This window comes from Parvimonas sp. oral taxon 393 str. F0440, from assembly GCA_000223315.2.
Classification (GTDB): domain Bacteria; phylum Bacillota; class Clostridia; order Tissierellales; family Peptoniphilaceae; genus Parvimonas.
Genome location: AFUS01000005.1, coordinates 373,773 through 393,239, shown reverse-complemented (window position 1 = coordinate 393,239; position 19,467 = coordinate 373,773). Strand labels below are relative to the sequence as shown.

Below are 19,467 nucleotides of genomic sequence, written 5' to 3'. Positions count from 1 at the left end.
CTTCCTTTTTTTGTACTATATATATTTTTTGTACAATTTTTAAATTATTTTAATCTTGCCAATGCACCAAATGGATCCCATGGTTCAAGTTCTACAATTTCTTCGTCAAGAGCTTTTAACCATTTTTCATCAACGTATTTTTTGTCAACCATTACTTCATAGTTGTATTCGTCGAACCATTCATCAGACATTGAAAAAATACCTTTATCTCCAACTGTATCTCCCCAAGAGTTTTCAACTTGCCATTCTAATGGTTTTCCATTTTCATCAAGATTTACTCCTGTAAATACCATTGCATGAGTTAATACACTTTCATGATAATCAAGTCTTTCAGCTTTTGTAAAGTTTTCTAAAGTAGGGAATATGTCATCATATATGAACATATCTAAGTCCATAATTCCTTTTTGTTTTTCTAAAAACTTAATTACATCACAGCCAAACCATACAGGTTCTCCGGCTTTAATTGATTTTATAGCACTTTCTTTCAATACTTCTATAGGAACATTTACGTATTTTATTTTGTCTGCTTCTTTAATTGTTCCTAAGAATTTTACAGTGTAAACTTTTCCGTAAGGTTTGTCATCGGTTGGAGCATTGATTAAGCTTACTTTATCTTTTAAATTCCAACCAACATACTTGTCGAAAAATTCTTTAGGAGTAATATTTGATATTCTGTGGAATTTTTCGTCTTTATCTCTGTATTCATAGGTAAAAGTTTCAGGAACTTCTCCTAAACATTTAGTTAAAATATTGTAAACTGCGTAAAGAGTTTCATTTTTTAAATCTTCAATTTCTTTTAAAGATTTGCCTGCTTTATGAAGTCTTCTCATATCACAAGCAGCTTTTCTAAGATATTTAGTTAGTATTGCTTCCATATCTCTTGTGTTTGAAGAGTGGAATGTTTCAGGCATGATTCCTTTAGGAACAACACCATATTTTTCTAAAAGACCTTTAAACATATCCCATTGACCGCCATCTTGCACAGGAGCAGTTAAAAGATGAGAAACAACTCTTGAATCTGTTTTTTCGTCTAACGTTTCAATTATACTTTCTAAAAAGAAGTTTGCTTTTTCAAGTTTATCCCAAAATAGAGTATATGTTTGAGAATATTCCATAGTCTTTAAGTTTAATTTTTCCATAGTAGAAACTCTGGCAACATTTAATGCAGAGAACATCCAACATCTACCACTTGATTTTTGGTTTGTTATTTCACCTTTTTTTGTAATATCGGAAAATTGAAAATCGTGTCTCTTATAGACTTCATGATTTGTAGATGCTTCATTTATACCGACTTTTGAAACACTTGCAGCTACAACCTTATTTGTTTTACAAGAATTAAATCTTTCTTTAAATGACTTAAGAACTTCATTTGTTAATGCCATTTGTATCACTCTCCTTAAAAAATTTTTTTGTGAGAAACCTCACAATTACATTGTAACATAAAATTATAATAAATAAAAGATAATTATTATCAAAAATGATAAAAATTATAAGTTTTTAAATATATTATATATTAAGATAAAATAATAAGTAACCTAAAAAATGATATTATAACAATAGTTTTTTATTATAAATATTATAAATTTTTAATAGTTTTTAAAATATAGAAATAGGAAATATTGGACTAAAAAAATTCTTTAAATATTGATAAAATGGTAATAGATCATATTAATCGCTATAACATTAGAATAATTGCAGATAATTAAAAAGGAATGTTTCCTGATAATTACAGGTCACATTCCTTAAAGTAATTAATTTATTTGTATTATGAAAATCTAATATTAATCATTTAAGAATTATTTTAAAACTTCTCTTAGTTTTTCAAGAATATATTCATCAATTGGTTTTCCATCAATAAATGCATTTTCTCCATCCGGTAACATAATTCTAAAGAAGTTGATAATTAAATTTCCGTCAACTATATAGTAATCATCCAAATGTAATGGAGCAATATATACTTTTAAAATCTCTTTATCATTATTTGGAAATTCTTTGTTTAATTCATCAATAAGATGATTTACATTAAGAACTTTTATAGGTTTTGCCATAAGTTGTGGAAGCTCAAGGTCTTCCATCATCCACATATTGTTATTCCAAAATCTTTTTTCTTCTTTAGTAGCTGTAGAAAGTAATTCTCTGTTTTGAATAGCAGATAAAACTCTTCTAACTGATTCTTCATTGAAATCGTTAGTTTTAATAGCTTGTAGTGGGTATTGTTTAGCAACATCAACAAAAAAGCTTTCAGCAACTTTTTCTTTTTCAGCTAATGCAGTCCATAAGTATAACATGGATTCGATAGTTTCTAAGTTTAATTCAATTTGTTTAATCATATAAGCCTCCGATAATTATGTACTTTAATTTACAATAAATTTGTAAATTAAAATTTTAAATTTTTATATTTTACCCAATGTAAAATATACTATAAAATAATTGTAAACTTTTTTTATAAAAAAATCAATAGTTATACAGTTTGGTTGTTGTAAAATTTGAAAAGTTCTGTTATACTTGTACAGTAAGTTAGTAGGAGGGATTAAATATGAATTCAAGTAAGATTAATAAAATTTTAATTACGACATTAGGAGCTATTTTAGTTTCAGCAGGAGTTTACTTTTTTATGGTTCCATATAATTTGACAATTGGGGGAACATCCGGACTTTCAATAGCGCTTGCAAAGTTTTTTCCTAGTGTATCTGTTGGTACGTTCCAACTTGCAATAAATGTCATTTTGTTTATTTTAGCTTTTTTGTTAGTAGGAACAGAATTTGGGGGACTTAGTATATATGCTACAATTGTATTGTCATTTTCACTTATAGGTTTTGAACAATTGTTTCCTAATATTCAACCTTTAGTTGATACTGCATTTATGAGTATGGTTATAGGGGTTGTTGTTACTGCTGTTGGTATAGCTTTGACATTAAATCAAAACGCATCTACAGGTGGAACTGATATTGTTGGAAAAATTTTGAATGAGTATTTTCATATAGATATAAGTGTAGGACTTTTTATTGCAGATTTTTCAGTTGTAGTAATGGGTTATGCGGCCTATGGACTTAATGCTGCATTGTATGCAATAGTTGGTATATTATTTAATGCAATTGTTATTGATAAAGTTCTTACAGGTTATAAAACTAGAATTAAATTATATATCCATTCTCAAAAATGGGAAGAAATTAATGATTATATACTTCATGTAATTAATAGAGGTAGTACACTTTATGAAGTAAAGGGAGGATACTACAAGAGTGAAAGAGTTATGATTGAAACAATTCTTACAAGACCTGAATATATTAAAGTTATGAATTATATAAAAGACTTCGACAGTAAAGCATTTGTAAATGTTTTAACAGTTAGCGAAGTTTCAGGAGAAGGATTTAGTTACCTTACAGAAGATAATAAAAAGGTATCAAAAGGTAAGAAATAATACTATAAGAATAAAAATTTAAAACTGTTATGAATATTTGATTCATAACAGTTTTTTTGTGTGAAAGTAACAGGAATAATTGTTAAAATTCAATTGACTTTTTTAGATATTTTGTATATACTATATTCAGTATTTTAAATAAATATTTAAAACAAAATCTAGTTAAATTTTAAGTTTTTATATGTTTTAAATTTTTACATAGGAGGGGTTATGAAAAAGAAATTTTTATCAAGAATTTTTTTAGTTTTGTCTTTGCTTATGTTAAATGTATTAGTTTTAAATAAGTATACAGATAAAGCTGTTGTCGTTGCAGAAGGCTTTAATGGATGGAAAGAAGATGGTAATGAAAAGTATTTTTTCCAAAATGGTAAAAAATTTACAGGTGAATATCAAAATAAATATTTTGTAGATGGAAAATATGCTAATGGAGTATATAATGGCATCTTATATAAAAATGGAGATGTTTCAACAAATGTTTATTTAGATGGAATTTTTTATGGTTCTGATGGAAAACCTGCAAATGGTTGGCATGATGATGGTAAAGCATGGTATTTCTTTAAAGATGGTAAAAAATATACAGGAAAAGCCGTAGATGGAAACGGTGAGATGTATTTTATTAATGGGAAATATGCGAATACTTATGTGGATGGATTTTTTTATAAGGATGGAAAACTTGCTAATTGGTGGTGCGATGACGGAAATGCATGGTATTTCTTCCAAAACGGTAAAAAACATAATGGTTATGGTGTAGACGGAAACGGAAAAAGATATTTTTCAAACGGAAAGTATGCCAACGGAATATATAATGGGAAATTATATAAAAATGGTTTGGAGTCAAAAGGAAATACTTATGTAAATGGGATTTTTTACGGATATGATGCAAAGCCTGCAAGTGGTTGGTATGATGACGGAAATGAATGGTTTTTCTTCATGGATGGTAAAAAATACACAGGAGAAGCCGTAGATGGAAATGGTGAAATGCTCTTTATAAAAGGAAAATATGCGAATACTTATGTAGATGGAATTTTTTATAAGGATGGGAAGCCCGCTAATTGGTGGTGTGATGACGGAACTGATTGGTATTTTTCCAAAAAGGTAAAAACATAAGGGCTATGGAATAGATGCTAATGGAAAGAGATATTTTTTAAACGGAAAATATGCCAATGCTTATATAGATGATATATTTTATACTGAAGGAAAAATTGCAAACTGGTGGTGTGATGACGGAACTGATTGGTATTTTTTCCAAAAAGGTATAAAGCATAATGGTTATGGAATAGATGCTAATGGAAAGAGATATTTTGTAGATGGAAAATATGCCAATGGGATATATAATGGTAAATTATATAAAGAAGGTGTAGAATCAAAAGGACAAACTTATGTAAATGGAATATTTTACGATGAAAATATAAAACCTGCAAATGGTTGGTATGATGATGGAACTGCATGGTATTTCTTTAAAGATGGTAAAAAATATACAGGAAAAGCCGTAGATGGGAACGGTGAAATGTATTTTGTGAAAGGAAAATATGCAAATACTTATATAGACGGACTTTTTTATAAAGATGGAAAACTTGCAAATTGGTGGTGTGATGACGGGAAAGCATGGTATTTCTTTCAAAGTGGTAAAAAACATAATGGATTTGGAACAGATGCAAATGGAAGAAGATATTTTGTAAAAGGAAAATATGCCAACGGAATATATGATGGCAAATTATATAAAAACGGTTTGGAGTCAAAAGGAAGAACTTATGTAAATGGAATATTTTACGATGAAAATATAAGTCCTGCAAATGGTTGGTATGACGACGGCTTTGCATGGTATTTCTTCAAAAATGGTAAAAAGTATACGGGAAAAGCTGTAGATGGCAACGGAGAGATGTATTTTATAGAAGGAAAGTATGCTAATACCTATATCCAAGGAATTTTCTATGGAGAAGGTAAGATTGCAAATGGTTGGTATGACGACGGAAATGCATGGTACTTCTTTGTGGATGGTAAAAAACATACGGGATTTGCAGTAGACAGCAACGGAAAGAGATATTTTGTAAAAGGAAAATATGCCAACGGAAGATATAATGAAAAATTATATAAAGATGGTTTAGAATCATCAGGAAATACTTATATAAACGGAATCTATTATGATGGAAGTAAATATCCTGCAAATGGTTGGCATGATGACGGATATGATTGGTATTTCTTTAAAAACGGAGAAAAACATACAGGATATGCAACAGATGGGAATGGACAAAGATATTTTGTGAATGGAAAATATGCTAATGGATTTTACGACGGAAAATCTTATTTAGATGGAGAAGAAGTAGGTTTAGCTGATTCTGATTGGTATGTTTCAGATGGTGTTTGGATATCTAGAGATACAGGTAGAAGTTGTTATGTAAATGGTGACTTTATAGTTATAAGTTTAAGCGATCAAAAACTATGGCTTGTTAGAAACGGACGTATAATTTCCAGAATCGGTATAGTAAGCGGTAAGCCTGTAAGTCCTACTGTAAGAGGAAATTTCAGAGTTCTTTCAAAAGAATATTCAAGGATATTAAGAGGTCCGGGATATGCTTCATGGGTTCAATATTGGATGCCATTCCATGGAAGCTATGGAATTCATGATGCAAATTGGCAACCATATTCTGCTTTCTCTAATAGTAATTACTATAGATGGGGAGGATCACATGGTTGCGTAAATGTTCATCCTAGTAAAATGGGATATATTTACAGTAATTCTTATGTTGGAATGAGAGTTATAGTTTATTAGTATTGATTTTAAAATCTAAATATGTTAGAATTAAATTGTTAATATTTACGTTGAACGATAAAAAATAGTACAAAATTTTTAGAGAGTGATTGTTTGGTGAAAAATTACATTTTTGTATTATGGGGAAATCGGGAGTAATTTTTTTAGAGTGATGTTTTTAACATAATTAGGGTGGAACCACGGTCATATCGTCCCTTACGATATGGCCTTTTTGTTTATTTATTTTTAGGAGGAATATTATGAAATCAGAAAAGAGTATGGAAAAAATTGTTTCTTTATGTAAAAGTAGGGGAATAATATATCCAGGGTCAGAAATTTACGGAGGACTTGCTAACACTTGGGATTATGGTCCTTTAGGTGTTGAATTTAAAAATAATGTAAAAAAGGCTTGGTGGCAAAAATTTGTTCAACAATCTAAATATAATGTTGGTCTTGACAGTGCAATTTTGATGAATCCGGAAGTTTGGGTTGCTTCAGGTCATGTTGGAAGTTTTAGTGATCCTTTAATTGACTGTAAAGAATGTAAATCTCGTTTTAGAGCTGATAAACTCATTGAAGATTTTTATTTTGAAAATAATCTTGGGGATATAAATGTTGACGGTTGGGAAAATGAAAAAGTTGAAGAACTAATGAAAGAAAAAATATTTGTTGTCCAAATTGTAAAAAACAAAATTTTACCGGAATTAGAAGATTCAATCTTATGTTTAAAACTTTTCAAGGTGTTACTGAAGACAGTAAATCTGAAATTTACTTAAGGCCGGAAACTGCACAAGGTATTTTTGTTAATTTCAAAAATATTGCAAGAACTTCAAGAAAAAAAGTTCCTTTTGGAATTGCACAAGTTGGTAAATCTTTTAGAAACGAAATTACTCCCGGTAATTTTACTTTTAGAACTCGTGAATTTGAACAAATGGAATTAGAGTTTTTTTGCAAACCTGGAGAAGATTTAGAATGGTATGAATATTGGAAAAACTATTCTTTTAATTGGTTATTATCTTTGGGAATGAATGAAGAAGCTTTAAGACTTAGAGATCATGAAAAAGAAGAATTGAGTTTTTATAGTAAAGCTACTTGTGATATAGAATTTTTATTCCCATTCGGTTGGGGAGAACTTTGGGGAATTGCAGATAGAACGGATTATGACTTATCAAGACATATTGAAGTTTCCGGAGAAGATTTAAGATATATTGACCCGGTTACAAATGAAAAATATATTCCATATTGTATTGAACCTTCACTTGGAGCTGATAGAGTTGCTCTAGCTTTCCTATGTAATGCTTATGATGATGAAGAAATAGGAGAAGGAGATGTTAGAACTGTTTTAAGACTTCATCCTGCTTTAGCTCCATTTAAGGCTGCAATTTTACCACTTACTAAAAAATTGTCAGAAAAATCTGATGAAATTTATAATGAACTTTCAAAATATTTCATGATAGATACAGATGTTTCAGGAAGTATCGGAAAGAGATATAGAAGACAAGATGAAATTGGAACTCCATTCTGTATAACTGTCGATTTTGATACTTTGGAAGATAATTGTGTAACAGTTAGATTTAGAGATACTATGGAACAAGAGAGAATAAAAATCTCAGAACTAAAAGATTTTATTGAAAAGTCTTTAGAATTTTAGGAGGTATTATGGTTAAGAAAAAAGTTGTTTTTGGTTCAAGTATGTGCCCTGATTGTATAGTTATGAAAGAGGCACTTGATGAAAGAGGAGTTAAGTATTTGTATTTAGACATTACTGAAAATTTAGCAAATCTTAAAAAATTTTTAAAATTTAGAGAAAATTCTGCATTTGATTTTGCAAAAGAAAAAGGCTCAATAGGAATTCCTGCAATGGTAATAAATGATGGGGAAAAAATACTTTTCAGCATAGAAGAATTTGATGAATATAATAAATAGGAGGCAATTATGTTAGAAAATTTAAAACCTGAAAGAGTTTTTTATTATTTTGAAGAGCTTACAAAGATTCCAAGAGAATCAGGAAATGAAAAGGCAGTCAGCGATTATTTATACAGCGTTGGAAAGTCTTTAGGACTAGAAACTATTCAAGACGAAAGCAACAATATTGTTATAAGAAAACCTGCATATAAAGGGTATGAAAACCATGAACCCGTTGTTATTCAAGGACATATGGATATGGTTGCTGAAAAATCTGACGGAGTTGAACATGATTTTCTAGTTGATCCTATTCCTGTAATTGTGGATGGAGATTGGGTTAAGACCGAAGGTACAACTCTAGGAGCTGATGACGGAATTGCAGTTGCAATGGGACTTGCTATTTTGGAAGATAAAGAAGCTAAACATCCTGCACTTGAATTGCTTGTAACTACTGATGAAGAGAGAACAATGGCAGGAGCTAGAGCTGTAAAGAGAGAATTATTAAAAGGCAGAAAACTTTTAAATATTGACGCAGAGGAAGAAGGAGTGCTTTTATCAGGTTGTTCAGGTGGACATAATGTTATGGGAACTTTGAAGGTTAAATTTGAAGAAAATGATAAGAAAAATACTTTTGTTTTATCTGTAAATAATATGCTTGGTGGTCACTCCGGAATGGAAATTCATCAACAAAGAGGAAATTCATTAAAATTTGCTCTTAGAGCTATGGATATGGTTAAAGAAATAGCGGATTACAGATTAGTTAGTATTGAAGGTGGAACTAAACATAATGCTATTCCTAGAGATGCAAAAGTTATTTTTACGAGTGATTCCGACAATTTTAATCTTGATTTTTCTAAATTAATTAGTGAATATCCACTTGATAAAGATATGAGAGTTTCCATAGAAAAAGTTGAAAATGAAAAAGAAGTTTTATGTAAAGGATGTCAAGAAAAAATTGAAAATGTAATTAGAAATATTCCTCATGGAGTGTATTCAATGATGGAAGAATATCCTTCAATCGTTGAATGTTCAGATAACTTTGCTATGATTAAATTTGATGGAAATTTTGTTAGATTTACACTTTCATTAAGAAGTTCAAATCCTAAGACTTTTGAAGAATATACTAATATTGTAAAGAAAGTTTATGAAGAAAATGGTGTTGAATATACTTTAGAAGATTATTATAAACCTTGGGAATTTGCAAAAGTTTCAAAATTAAGAGATACTGCATTAGAAGTTTATAAGAATTTAACAGGAAAAGAAATGAAAGTAGAAGTTGTTCACGCTGCATTAGAACCGGCAGTTTTTGTTGATACATTCCCTGATATGGAAATGATATCAATAGGACCTACAATGAAAGATGTTCACAGTCCTGTTGAAAGATTGAATATTCCTTCAACTCAAAGAACTTTTGAATTTGTAAAAGAATTATTAGAAAAATTATAAAAAATAAGTATATAATATATAAAAAATCGCGATAACTTTACTCGCGATTTTTTTATGTACTGCTCACCGAACACTTTTGTGAAAGGTGAGGAATTTGTTCTAAACTGAAGTGTTATTTTCATTTAAGACATCAAGAAGTAAATCTAAATTTAGTCCATGAACCATTGTAGCTTCTTCAAGAGTTTCCATTTGACTTGCAGGACAACCTACACAAGAAAGTCCAAAATTAAATAGAATTTCAACAGCATCCGGATGAATTTGGATAATGTCTCCTATTAACATATCTTTTGTTATTTTCATAACTGCACCTCCTAGTTATCTTATACCCATATAATACAGGGAATTTAGAAAAAAATCAAGATATATATGACGGTAAAAATTAGAATTGTTAAGTTGAAATTATATTGTGGTAAATATTAAATACTAAATTAGACTAATATTGTATTTTGTGATAAAATAATTAAGTTGTATGGAGGCTTATTGTGAAATGTTGTGATAGTAAAAAAGCTATAGATGATTTATATAAAAATATAGCTGTAAATGATGGATTAAGAGATAGCGATAATAGTAAAGAAATAGAAAAGAAAATTGCTTTAAGTTTAGGTTATACTTTAGAAGATATAGAAAACGGAGCAAATCTTGGCTTGGGCTGTGGAAATCCAATTCAAAATGCTAATCTAAAAAGTGGTGAAATTGTTTTAGATTTGGGTTGTGGCAAAGGTATGGATGTATTTAAGGCTTGTAAAATAGTTGGAGAAAAAGGCTTAGTTATTGGAATTGACAGACTTTCTGAAATGATTGAAAAAGCAAATTACATAAGAGAGAAAAAAGGATTTTTAAATACAGATTTTAGAGTTTCAGATATAGATAATCTTAAAGTTGAGAGCGATTTTGTTGATTGTGTAATTTCAAATTGTGTTATAAACTTATGTGAAGATAAGGAAAAGGTGTATTCTGAAATTTTTAGAGTTTTAAAAGCTGGAGGAAGAATTTCAATTTCGGATATTGTTCAGTTTAATGAATTGCCATCGTGGGTTAAAGATGAACCGATTTTTTATGCTACTTGAGTCGCAGGATCTATAACTTCGGAGAAGTTAAAGAGTATTTTAAAAAATGTCGGTTTTGAACTCTATACAATAATTGAAGAGGAATTAACTGAAGAATACCTTGCAAAATGGGGACATAAATTAGATTTAAAGAAATATATAAGACGTGGTAAAATTTTGGCAGTTAAGCCAAAGAATTAGGAGTGAAAAATGTATAAACTTTATTCATCAATTTTTATGATAATTTTAACTTTTATAATTATATTTTTTATTTCAAAAAAATATGATTTAGACAGAAATCAAAAACTTATATTCTGGTTATTTGTACTTTTTTGGAGTGGAATAACTGTAGTTAGAGCATATAGAAAGCTTTATGCCATAAGTCCTATGGAAGAGGGAGGGCTAGGCTTTTCAATTGTTTTAGCAGCACAGATAACTTCTGCATATGGACTTATAAGCTGTTTTATAAGACTACCTATTTTTATATTAAGTGATATTTTTAATAGGAAAAAAATATTTATTCAAATTGCACTTTTTGTTTTGACATTGGCATCATTGATGGTGGTTTTAAAGCCAAGTTATAGTAGCCTTTATTTTTCATCAATAGCTATGGGAATATGTGCTTCAATGCTTGCGGTTTTCAATGTGTTGTTTTCAGAGACTTTTTCTAAAGAAAAAGCAGCAATTTCTGCATCTATATTATCAATAGCACCACTTTTAGCAGAATTTATAGCAGCACCCATTCAATATTTATCAACTTATGGAACATATAAAAATTTTAAATTGCTTTGGACTCTTTCTGCAACAATTTCAATTGTAGCTTTAATTTTAACTTTTTTTGTTAAAGACGTTTCTTATTCTGCAAAGAGATTTAGCTTTGAGAAAGTAAAGAAAGTTTTTGAATTTAAAGGATATTTCTATATCTGTTTGATAGCAATTTTAGTTTCATTTATAAAGTTTTCAACATCCGGTGCAAATATGATTGCCTATGCAAAAGTTAATTTGAATATGCCCCCAATATTTTTGGCGTATATTGATGTTTTATTCGCATTTCCTCAACTTATTGCAAGTGTACTTGCAGGAACGTATTTTGCAAAGAAAATCGGAATTGAAAAAACTTTGGTTTTAGGACTGGCTTCAAATTTAGTTTTTTATATAATAATTTTATTAACGAATTCTTATCTTCCAGCATTTTTAGGATATGTATTTAACGGTTTTGGATATGGAATTGCATATACTTGTCTGATTTCAATGGCAATGCAATATTTTGAAAAGGAAGATAGAAATGTAAGTATGGGAATATTTCAATTGTTTTTTGCGATGGGAGTATATTTTGGAGACAGAGTTTATCTTTGGATTTCAAAATTAATTCCACAAGGGATTTTAGGCTTTGAGCAAAACAAATCAATTTATCTTATTGTAATTGGAATAACATTGGTAAGTATATTAATGGCACAATTTAAAATAAAAGAAAAGATTTAAATAAAGATAATGTATCTGTACTGATAATGACTAAAAAACAAATGGTTGTAGTGCATTGATACATTATTTTTTATTACAAATAATGATTTTTTTAAGATTTTATGATATAATTACTTTGATTATGTATATAATCGTGAATAAATTTATAACTTAAATAGGAGAAAAAATGGGTAATTATTTTGGAACAGATGGAGTTCGTGGGGTTTATGGCGAAAATTTAACTAACGAACTGGCTTATAAAATTGGAAAATCTGTTGGATATATTTAAAAGATAAAGAAGAAAAATTATTTATAATAGGTAGAGATACTAGAGAAAGCGGAAAAAATCTTGAAGATAGTTTAGCAAAAGGGTTGTTGGAAATGGGATTTAATGTAGTTAGCATTGGAATTGCACCTACACCAACTGTTGCTTATTTAATTAAATATTTTAAAGCGGTTGGAGGTGCTGTTATTTCTGCATCTCATAATCCTTTTAAATATAATGGAATAAAGATTTTTAATGAAGATGGATTTAAGCTTTCAGACGATATTGAATTTAGAGTAGAAAATATTTTAGATGATGAAAATTTTGATTTTGGAGAAATTCACGAAGGAATTTTTACGGAAGAAAAAGAGGCAGTTTCAATTTATACAGATTATTTAAAATCAAGAGTAGATGCGGATTTTTCAAACTTAAAAATAGCTGTAGATTTTGGAAATGGTGCAAGTTATAAAATTGCCAGAAAATTATTTGAAGAACTTGGAATGGAAGTTATATCTTTAAATACTGCACCTGATGGCAAGAACATTAATCTAAATTGTGGTAGTACAAATATGGAAGTTGTAAGAAAAGCTGTTTTAGAAAATGATGTTGATATGGGATTTGCCTTTGATGGTGATGCTGATAGATGTTTAGCTGTTGATGAAAAAGGGAATATTATGGACGGAGATCATATTTTGGCAGCTATGGCAAAGTCTTATAAAGAAAAAGATGAACTTACAAATAATGCTGTTGTTGGAACAGTTATGAGTAATATCGGATTAAAGAAATATTTGGATTCAATAGATGTTGATTTTGTTGCAGCAAAAGTTGGGGATAGATTTGTTCTTGAACAAATGCTTGAACATGACTATATTCTTGGAGCTGAACAATCAGGACATATGATTTTCTTAAATGACAGTACGACAGGAGATGGAACTTTTACAGCTCTAAAAATTTGTGAATTAGTTGCAAGTAGTATAAATAAATTATCGTATTTTAATGAACTTATGATTTCATATCCACAAGTTTTAGTAAATGCAAAAGTTAAATTAGAAAACAGAAATGCTTATTCACAAGATAAAGAAATAGTTGCTGAAATAAAGAAAATAGAAGAAAAATTTTCAGGAAATGGAAGAGTTTTAATAAGACCTTCTGGAACAGAACCTTTAGTTAGAGTGATGATTGAAGGAGAAAATCAAAAAGAATTAGAAGTTGAAGCTAAAAAACTTGCTAAATTTATTGAAGAGAGGTTAGGATAGTATGAAAGAAAGATTGATAGTTGCTGACAGTTGTTGTGATTTAACTGAGGAGATGAAAAGTAAACTAGATATCGAATTAGTTCCTTTGACATTACAACTGGATGATGTTGATTATTTAGATGATGAGAATTTAGATGTCGATAAATATATTCAAGCAATGAGAAATGCTAGTTCTATAAAAACAGCAGCACCTTCTCCTAAACTTTTTATGGATAAATTTGAAGATGCAAAAGAAGTTTTTTGTCTTACTTTATCTGGAAAGTTAAGTGCAACATATTCTAATGCTTGTTTGGCAAAAACTATGGTACTTGAAAAAGGCAAAAGATTAATTCATGTTTTTGATACAAAATCTGCTGCAGCTAGTGAAACATTAGTTGCATTGAAATTACAAGAATGTATAGATAAAAAAATGTCATTTCAAGAAATAGTTGATGATGTTACAAAATATATTTCAGAAATGAATATATTTTTGTTTTAGAAAGTCTTGATAATTTAATAAAAAATGGTAGAATTTCTAAAATAAAAGCTATGATTGCATCTGCATTTTCAATAAAACCTGTTATGCAGGGGGTTGATGGAGAAATAGATATTTATAAGAAAGTTAGAGGTCTAAAAAAGGCATATAGTGAGCTTATTGATGCAATAGGTGCAAATGGTTCTAATTTTGAAGAAAAAATATTGGTTATAACTCATTGTAATTGTTTAGAAAGAGCAAAAGAAATAAAGGATAAAATTGTTGAAAGATATAATTTTAAAGATGTTTTAATTGTTCCTGCAAGAGGTTTATCTTCAACTTATGAAAATGAAGGCGGAATAATTATCAGTTATTAGTGAGGTAATTTTGAATAGAAGAGTTATTTTAGGAATGAGTGGCGGGGTCGACAGTTGTGTTGCCTGCCATTTGTTATTGAAAGATGGATATGAAGTAATTGGAGTTACTATGAATTTAGTACCTAAAGGGCATCTTTATGATGAAGAAAAGGGCTGTTGTTCTTTATCTTCTGTTATGGATGCAAAAATTGTTGCTGAAGCTATGGGAGTAAAGCACTATACAATGAGCTTTAGGGAAGAATTTGATAGAAAAGTAATTGAAAATTTTGTAAGAGAGTACTCTCTTGGTTACACTCCAAATCCTTGTGTTGCTTGTAATAAATATATTAAATTTAATAGTTTTGTAGAGAAAATAAAGCCACTAAAAGCAGATTTTATTTCTACGGGACATTATGCAAAAGTCGAGTTTGACAAAAATTATAATAGATATCTATTAAAAAGAGCAAAGGATTCAAAAAAAGACCAGACATATTTTTTATATAATACAAGTCAAGAAGTTTTATCAAAAACATTATTTCCACTTGCAGATTTAATAAAAGATGAAGTAAGAAATATCGCTAGAGATGAGAATATTTTGACTTATTCAAAAAAAGACAGTGAAGAAATTTGTTTTGTTCAAAATAGAGATCATGGATTATTTATCAAACAGAGAAATCCTGAATTGATAAAGGAAGGATATTTTATTGATGAAAATGGGAATAAACTTGGAAAACATAAAGGTATAGTTTACTATACTGTAGGACAAAGGAAAGGACTTGGAATCGCGTTAGGGAAGAGAGTTTTCGTTTCAAAAATAAATGCAATAGATAATACTGTTACATTATCAGATGAAGATTCACTTTACAAAGATAAAATAAGAATTAGGGATGAACATTTTATACCTTTTGATATTTTGGAAAAGCCATTAGAAGTAAGTGTAAAAGTAAGACATGGACAAAGTGAAACAAAAGCAATATTATTTTATAAAAATAATGAGCTATTTGTAGAATTTGAAAAACAGGTAAGAGCTCCGAACAAAGGACAATCAGCTGTATTTTATTTGGATGATATAGTAGTCGGTGGTGGAATAATAGATGAAGTATACTAAAAAAGAGTTGCTAATTGCAACTCTTTTTATCGTAATTTTATTCTCCGTTATTGTTGTTATTGTTATTATTATTATTTGAATTATTGTCATCAGTAGGATTTTGTGAATTATCCGAATCTATTATTTCAGAAACTTCTGTTGGAGGTGGATTTATAAAATCTCCTTGAGCATAATCAGTTTTACCTTCCTTATAAGCTTCCGGTTTTATATAGTACTTTTTGTTTTCAATATACTTATCTTTTGTTGTAGTATTTGCCAATTTTCCATTTCTTTTATCAATTTGATAAATTATATAATACAATTCTTCATATTTTGTAGGCTCAGTACCTTTTACAAAGTATTCGTAAATTCCTCCTCCTGAACCTTCAGGTATTAGTAAACCGGATCTTATAGAAACATATTTTTGAATTATATTTTCAGAAGGTGGATCAAACTTTTTAGGTTCTTTTCCTTCTAAAACTATTTTATTAACTTTTCCCCAAAGTGTAGCAGCCATAGAATTATTGTTACTAAGTTCAATATTTTGATTATCAAATCCTATCCAAGTTCCAATTGTATAATATGGAGTAAATCCTACAAACCAAGAGTCTCTAATATCACTTGTTGTACCTGTTTTTCCTGATACTTCTATAGTTGGATGTTTTGCACCTTTTGCCATTGCATCCGGAACACCTTTTAAAATATCTCTCATAATAAAAGCATTTTCTTTAGAAGTAACTTCTCTTTGTTTTTGCTCCGGTTCTAAAATAACTTTTCCTGTTGAATCAACAACCTTTGTAAATGAAATAGGTTCAAGATATTTTCCGTCATTTGCTATTGCAGCATAAGCTCCGGTCATTTTTAAGTTAGTTATACCTCTTGTCATAGCTCCTAAAGCCATACTTGACAAGTTTTCATCGTTATAATCCACACTTTCTGATCTTGAAACATAAGTATCATCCAATTCATTTTCTTCGTTTATCAAACCGAATCTCTTTAAATATTCTTTAGATTTTTCAATTCCAATATCTTCTAAAGTTTTTACAGCATTTACGTTTATAGATTGTACAAGGCTTTGTCTTAAAGTTTGCAATCCTCTATAGCCATTATACCAGTTTTTTGGCCAAAGTTCTTTTTTATCATTATAATGTGGGGCATCTTCAATTCCGGTAGCTGCAGTATATCCATTATCCAATGCGGGAGTATAAACACCTAATGGTTTCATTGTTGAACCAGGTTGTCTTGGAACTCTGTAAGCTCTGTTTAGGGGATGTCCGGTTGTTTCTCTACCACCAATTATAGCGATTAATTCACCTGTTCTATGATTCATTACAACGGAAGATGATTGGGGTTGCAATGTACCTTTTTCATCTATTTGGAAATACTTTGAATTTAAAGATAAACTTCCATTATCATTTATACTATAAAAATCTTTATAAGTTTCAAAGAATTCTGCATTAATTTTAAAACTTTTATCGCTTTCTGAAGTTAAATTTCCTTCCGGAATTTGAAAGTTTCCAATTCCATGTGTAACTAGGTTATTTTGGTCGTTAACTGTATAAAAACTTGCTATTGACAATACATTTTGATAAATTGAAACCCTTGAGCTTTTTATTTCTAATGATTTATCTTCATTTACAGTAAACTCACCTTTTGGTATTATTATATTATTATTTCCGTCAATAAGGTTAGATTTTTTATATAGTATAATTTTCCCTTTTGAATCAGTGATATTACTTGATTTATCTTTGTTAAAAGAAGCGAAAGCAGGATTTCCTCTCTTTGGAGCTTTCATAACATTTGCAAAATCACTGTATAGTTTTTCTAAATTTTTCTGAATAGTTTGATCCATTGTTGAATGAATAGTAAGTCCGCCATTGTAAATTTTATTCCAGGCTTCTTCTTTTGTATAATTGTACTTTTTCATTAACTTTTCAGCTACTTGGTATTTAACATACTCAGTAAAATAAGTTGAAACTTCTCTTTCAAAACCTTTATTAGGTTTTATAGCGGAAAATACGTCTTCGTTTAGTGCATTTTCATATTCTTCTTTAGTTATTTTTTTAAGTTCATACATTTTTTTCAAAACATATTTTTGTCTGTCCAATACTTTCGGATTGTATACCGCTTTATAAACTTGACCACCGATGTTTAGATCTTTTATTACAGCAGATTCATCACTTACATTTTCCGGCTTTATAGTTTTATAAAGAGAATAGTTTGTAGGACTTTGAACGATTGCCGCAAGAAGTGCCGACTCTGCAATAGTTAAGTCTTTTACATCCTTAGAAAAATATCCTTGACTTGCAGATTGAACCCCATAGGAATGTTGTCCCAAGAAAACTCTATTTAAATATGCTTCAAGAACACCTTCTCTTTTTATAGTATCTGTTATTTTTATAGCAAGATATGCTTCTTTTAACTTTCTTTCAATCTTTTTTTCGTTTGAAAGATACATATTTCTCGCTAATTGTTGAGCGATAGTTGAACCACCTCTAAGTCTTCCTCTAGCAGTATCTAAAAGACTTTTTGCTATTCCAATTGGGTCAACACCTTTATGGGAATAAAATCTTTCGTCTTCAATAGAAATAAAGGCATTTATTAAATGTTCAGGAACATCTTTTAGTTTTACTATTGTTCTGTTTTCTAAATTTTCTATTTTCTCAACCAAATTTTCATCTCTGTCAAGTATTTTTGATGATTGAATCATAAGTTCGTTCATATTGGTTGCATCTACAACCGGTGTTTCTTTCATAATATCGACAAATGTAGTTGCAAAAATACCTGTTATTCCTGCACCAATCATTAAAATTGTCAATATAGTGATATTTAAAACTTTGAAAATTGTTTTTAGAAAACTTTTTTTCTCATTTTTAGTTTGTTTAGATTGTATATTTTTTATTTTTTCTCTGACATAAAAAACCTCCTCAAATAACAATCATTTTATTTTTATATTAATTACTTTTTATCTTATTTTAAAAGTAAAATAAAACATCATATTAAAAATTACTATTAAGGTAATTTTGATGCAATAAATACAGTTTAGTGCATTGTGGCTAGACTGTATTTATTATATTATAATTTCATTTTGATAATTAAATCAAGCTAATTATAATGAAATTATTGTAGTCTTGTTATTAGCACAAGACTACAATAATTATATCACAAACTAAATAATATAAATATTTAGTTTTGTTGAAATTTCAATCTTTTAATCTACAAATGTTATATAACTCTTTTTTTGTGAAAATTTTTAAAAATCTTGATTTTTTATTGATTTTATGTTATACTACTTGTTGTGTTACCGCACGGATTAGGTTTTTGAAGCATAGCACCTAATTCGGCGAGTCTTAAGAATGAGGAGGTGCACTATGTACGCAATAATTGAAACTGGTGGTAAACAATACCAAGTTGAAGAAGGACAAAGCATTTTTGTTGAAAATTAAATGTTGAAGAAGGTTCTAAAGTATCTTTTGATAAAGTTCTTTTAGTTTCTAAAGATGGAGATATTAAAGTTGGTTCTCCAGTAGTTGAAGGAGCTAAGGTAGAAGGAACTGTTGAAAGACATGGAAGAGGAAAGAAAGTTATAATTTTCAAGTTCAAAGCTAAGAAAAATTATAGAAAGAAAAAAGGACATCGTCAACCATTTACAAAAGTTAAGATTGAAAGTATTGCATTTTAATGACTAATATTTATATTTTTAAGAAAAAAGATTTATATTATGGATTTGAAATGGATGGACATGCTGATTTTAGTAAAGAGAATGATATTCTCTGTGCATCATTATCTATTTTATCTATGAATACACCTAATTCTATTGAAAAGATTTGTTCCATAGATTCTAAAGATTTGAATTTGGAAGTAAGAGACGGATATTTAAAGATGATGATAGATATTGAAAAATTTGATGAAACTAAAATTAGAGATATTCAAACGATAATAAAAACTTTTGAAGTTGGCATTATATCATTGAAAGAAGTATATAATAAATATATTGAGATTTATTATAAGGAGGTGTAGA

General features: G+C 29.0%; 13 protein-coding genes, 4 pseudogenes and 1 other annotated feature. Of the genes and pseudogenes, 13 read left to right on the top strand and 4 right to left on the bottom strand.

The window, feature by feature from the left end; genetic code table 11:
- Positions 1-44: 44 nt before the first annotated feature.
- Together HMPREF9127_RS06345 and HMPREF9127_RS06340 are read right to left on the bottom strand one after the other, a co-directional pair.
- A complete protein-coding gene (locus tag HMPREF9127_RS06345) occupies positions 45-1,382 on the bottom strand; it encodes a C1 family peptidase (protein WP_009448557.1) in 1,338 nt (445 codons plus the stop codon).
- A gap of 414 nt (positions 1,383-1,796) precedes the next feature.
- Positions 1,797-2,330, bottom strand: coding sequence for a TDE2712 family protein (locus HMPREF9127_RS06340; RefSeq protein WP_009448602.1), 534 nt, complete (start codon positions 2,328-2,330; stop codon positions 1,797-1,799).
- Positions 2,331-2,536: 206 nt separating this feature from the next.
- Here HMPREF9127_RS06340 and HMPREF9127_RS06335 point away from each other — a divergent pair, with 206 nt between their 5' ends.
- From HMPREF9127_RS06335 to HMPREF9127_RS06310, 6 genes and pseudogenes are all read left to right on the top strand, one after another.
- Positions 2,537-3,421 (top strand): YitT family protein, encoded by an 885-nt coding sequence (locus HMPREF9127_RS06335; protein ID WP_009448965.1) that lies wholly within the window; start codon positions 2,537-2,539, stop codon positions 3,419-3,421.
- Positions 3,422-3,631: 210 nt separating this feature from the next.
- Positions 3,632-6,191: pseudogene (locus HMPREF9127_RS08100) on the top strand (L,D-transpeptidase).
- A 239-nt stretch (positions 6,192-6,430) separates the two neighbouring features.
- Positions 6,431-6,946 carry a glycine--tRNA ligase gene (locus HMPREF9127_RS09660; protein ID WP_009448598.1) on the top strand — a complete coding sequence of 172 codons (516 nt, stop codon included), beginning with the start codon at positions 6,431-6,433 and terminating at the stop codon, positions 6,944-6,946.
- The gene (locus HMPREF9127_RS06320) at positions 6,835-7,821 is read left to right on the top strand and encodes a glycine--tRNA ligase (RefSeq protein WP_482198266.1); all 987 of its coding nucleotides are present in this window, start codon (positions 6,835-6,837) and stop codon (positions 7,819-7,821) included. Before HMPREF9127_RS09660 ends, HMPREF9127_RS06320 begins: the two co-directional genes overlap by 112 nt.
- A gap of 8 nt (positions 7,822-7,829) precedes the next feature.
- Entirely contained in the window at positions 7,830-8,096 is a 267-nt protein-coding gene (locus HMPREF9127_RS06315; RefSeq protein ID WP_009449129.1) for a glutaredoxin domain-containing protein, read from the top strand.
- Between the two features lie 9 nt (positions 8,097-8,105).
- Positions 8,106-9,521 (top strand): aminoacyl-histidine dipeptidase, encoded by a 1,416-nt coding sequence (locus HMPREF9127_RS06310; RefSeq protein ID WP_009448902.1) that lies wholly within the window; start codon positions 8,106-8,108, stop codon positions 9,519-9,521.
- Positions 9,522-9,620: 99 nt separating this feature from the next.
- Here the strand turns inward: HMPREF9127_RS06310 and HMPREF9127_RS06305 are convergent, their stop codons facing one another.
- A complete protein-coding gene (locus HMPREF9127_RS06305; RefSeq protein ID WP_004832232.1) occupies positions 9,621-9,821 on the bottom strand; it encodes a DUF1858 domain-containing protein in 201 nt (66 codons plus the stop codon).
- A 182-nt stretch (positions 9,822-10,003) separates the two neighbouring features.
- Here HMPREF9127_RS06305 and HMPREF9127_RS06300 point away from each other — a divergent pair, with 182 nt between their 5' ends.
- The 5 genes and pseudogenes from HMPREF9127_RS06300 (at position 10,004) to mnmA (ending at position 15,467) form a co-directional block, all read left to right on the top strand.
- On the top strand, positions 10,004-10,588 hold the full coding sequence (locus HMPREF9127_RS06300) for a methyltransferase domain-containing protein (protein WP_009448843.1): 585 nt from the start codon (positions 10,004-10,006) through the stop codon (positions 10,586-10,588).
- 189 nt (positions 10,589-10,777) lie between these two features.
- Complete coding sequence (locus tag HMPREF9127_RS06295) at positions 10,778-12,049, top strand: MFS transporter (protein WP_009448856.1); 1,272 nt, start codon at positions 10,778-10,780, stop codon at positions 12,047-12,049.
- Positions 12,050-12,215: 166 nt separating this feature from the next.
- Positions 12,216-13,549: pseudogene (glmM, locus tag HMPREF9127_RS06290) on the top strand (phosphoglucosamine mutase).
- Between the two features lies 1 nt (position 13,550).
- Positions 13,551-14,380: pseudogene (locus tag HMPREF9127_RS09850) on the top strand (DegV family protein).
- Positions 14,381-14,390: 10 nt separating this feature from the next.
- The gene (gene mnmA / locus HMPREF9127_RS06280; protein WP_009449076.1) at positions 14,391-15,467 is read left to right on the top strand and encodes a tRNA 2-thiouridine(34) synthase MnmA; all 1,077 of its coding nucleotides are present in this window, start codon (positions 14,391-14,393) and stop codon (positions 15,465-15,467) included.
- Between the two features lie 37 nt (positions 15,468-15,504).
- On the opposite strand, the gene HMPREF9127_RS06275 is transcribed toward mnmA, so the two are convergent.
- Positions 15,505-18,264: a transglycosylase domain-containing protein gene (locus HMPREF9127_RS06275; protein WP_255261728.1), complete on the bottom strand. Its 2,760-nt coding sequence runs from the start codon at positions 18,262-18,264 to the stop codon at positions 15,505-15,507.
- Positions 18,265-18,738: 474 nt separating this feature from the next.
- Positions 18,739-18,807 (top strand) — a sequence feature (ribosomal protein L21 leader region).
- 10 nt (positions 18,808-18,817) lie between these two features.
- Between HMPREF9127_RS06275 and rplU the strand changes: the two are divergent.
- Positions 18,818-19,128: pseudogene (gene rplU, locus HMPREF9127_RS07915) on the top strand (50S ribosomal protein L21).
- On the top strand, positions 19,128-19,466 hold the full coding sequence (locus tag HMPREF9127_RS06270; protein ID WP_009448624.1) for a ribosomal-processing cysteine protease Prp: 339 nt from the start codon (positions 19,128-19,130) through the stop codon (positions 19,464-19,466). The pseudogene rplU and the gene HMPREF9127_RS06270 overlap by 1 nt, the downstream one beginning before the upstream one ends.
- The last annotated feature ends 1 nt before the right edge of the window (position 19,467 follow it).

What these genes read in the sequence shown, in the direction of transcription:
- HMPREF9127_RS06345 (WP_009448557.1), bottom strand. Translation starts at nt 1,382, where the DNA reads ATGGCATTAACAAATGAAGTTCTTAAGTCATTTAAAGAAAGATTTAAT.
- HMPREF9127_RS06340 (WP_009448602.1), bottom strand. Translation starts at nt 2,330, where the DNA reads ATGATTAAACAAATTGAATTAAACTTAGAAACTATCGAATCCATGTTA.
- HMPREF9127_RS06335 (WP_009448965.1), top strand. Translation starts at nt 2,537, where the DNA reads ATGAATTCAAGTAAGATTAATAAAATTTTAATTACGACATTAGGAGCT.
- HMPREF9127_RS09660 (WP_009448598.1), top strand. Translation starts at nt 6,431, where the DNA reads ATGAAATCAGAAAAGAGTATGGAAAAAATTGTTTCTTTATGTAAAAGT.
- HMPREF9127_RS06315 (WP_009449129.1), top strand. Translation starts at nt 7,830, where the DNA reads ATGGTTAAGAAAAAAGTTGTTTTTGGTTCAAGTATGTGCCCTGATTGT.
- HMPREF9127_RS06310 (WP_009448902.1), top strand. Translation starts at nt 8,106, where the DNA reads ATGTTAGAAAATTTAAAACCTGAAAGAGTTTTTTATTATTTTGAAGAG.
- HMPREF9127_RS06305 (WP_004832232.1), bottom strand. Translation starts at nt 9,821, where the DNA reads ATGAAAATAACAAAAGATATGTTAATAGGAGACATTATCCAAATTCAT.
- HMPREF9127_RS06295 (WP_009448856.1), top strand. Translation starts at nt 10,778, where the DNA reads ATGTATAAACTTTATTCATCAATTTTTATGATAATTTTAACTTTTATA.
- HMPREF9127_RS06270 (WP_009448624.1), top strand. Translation starts at nt 19,128, where the DNA reads ATGACTAATATTTATATTTTTAAGAAAAAAGATTTATATTATGGATTT.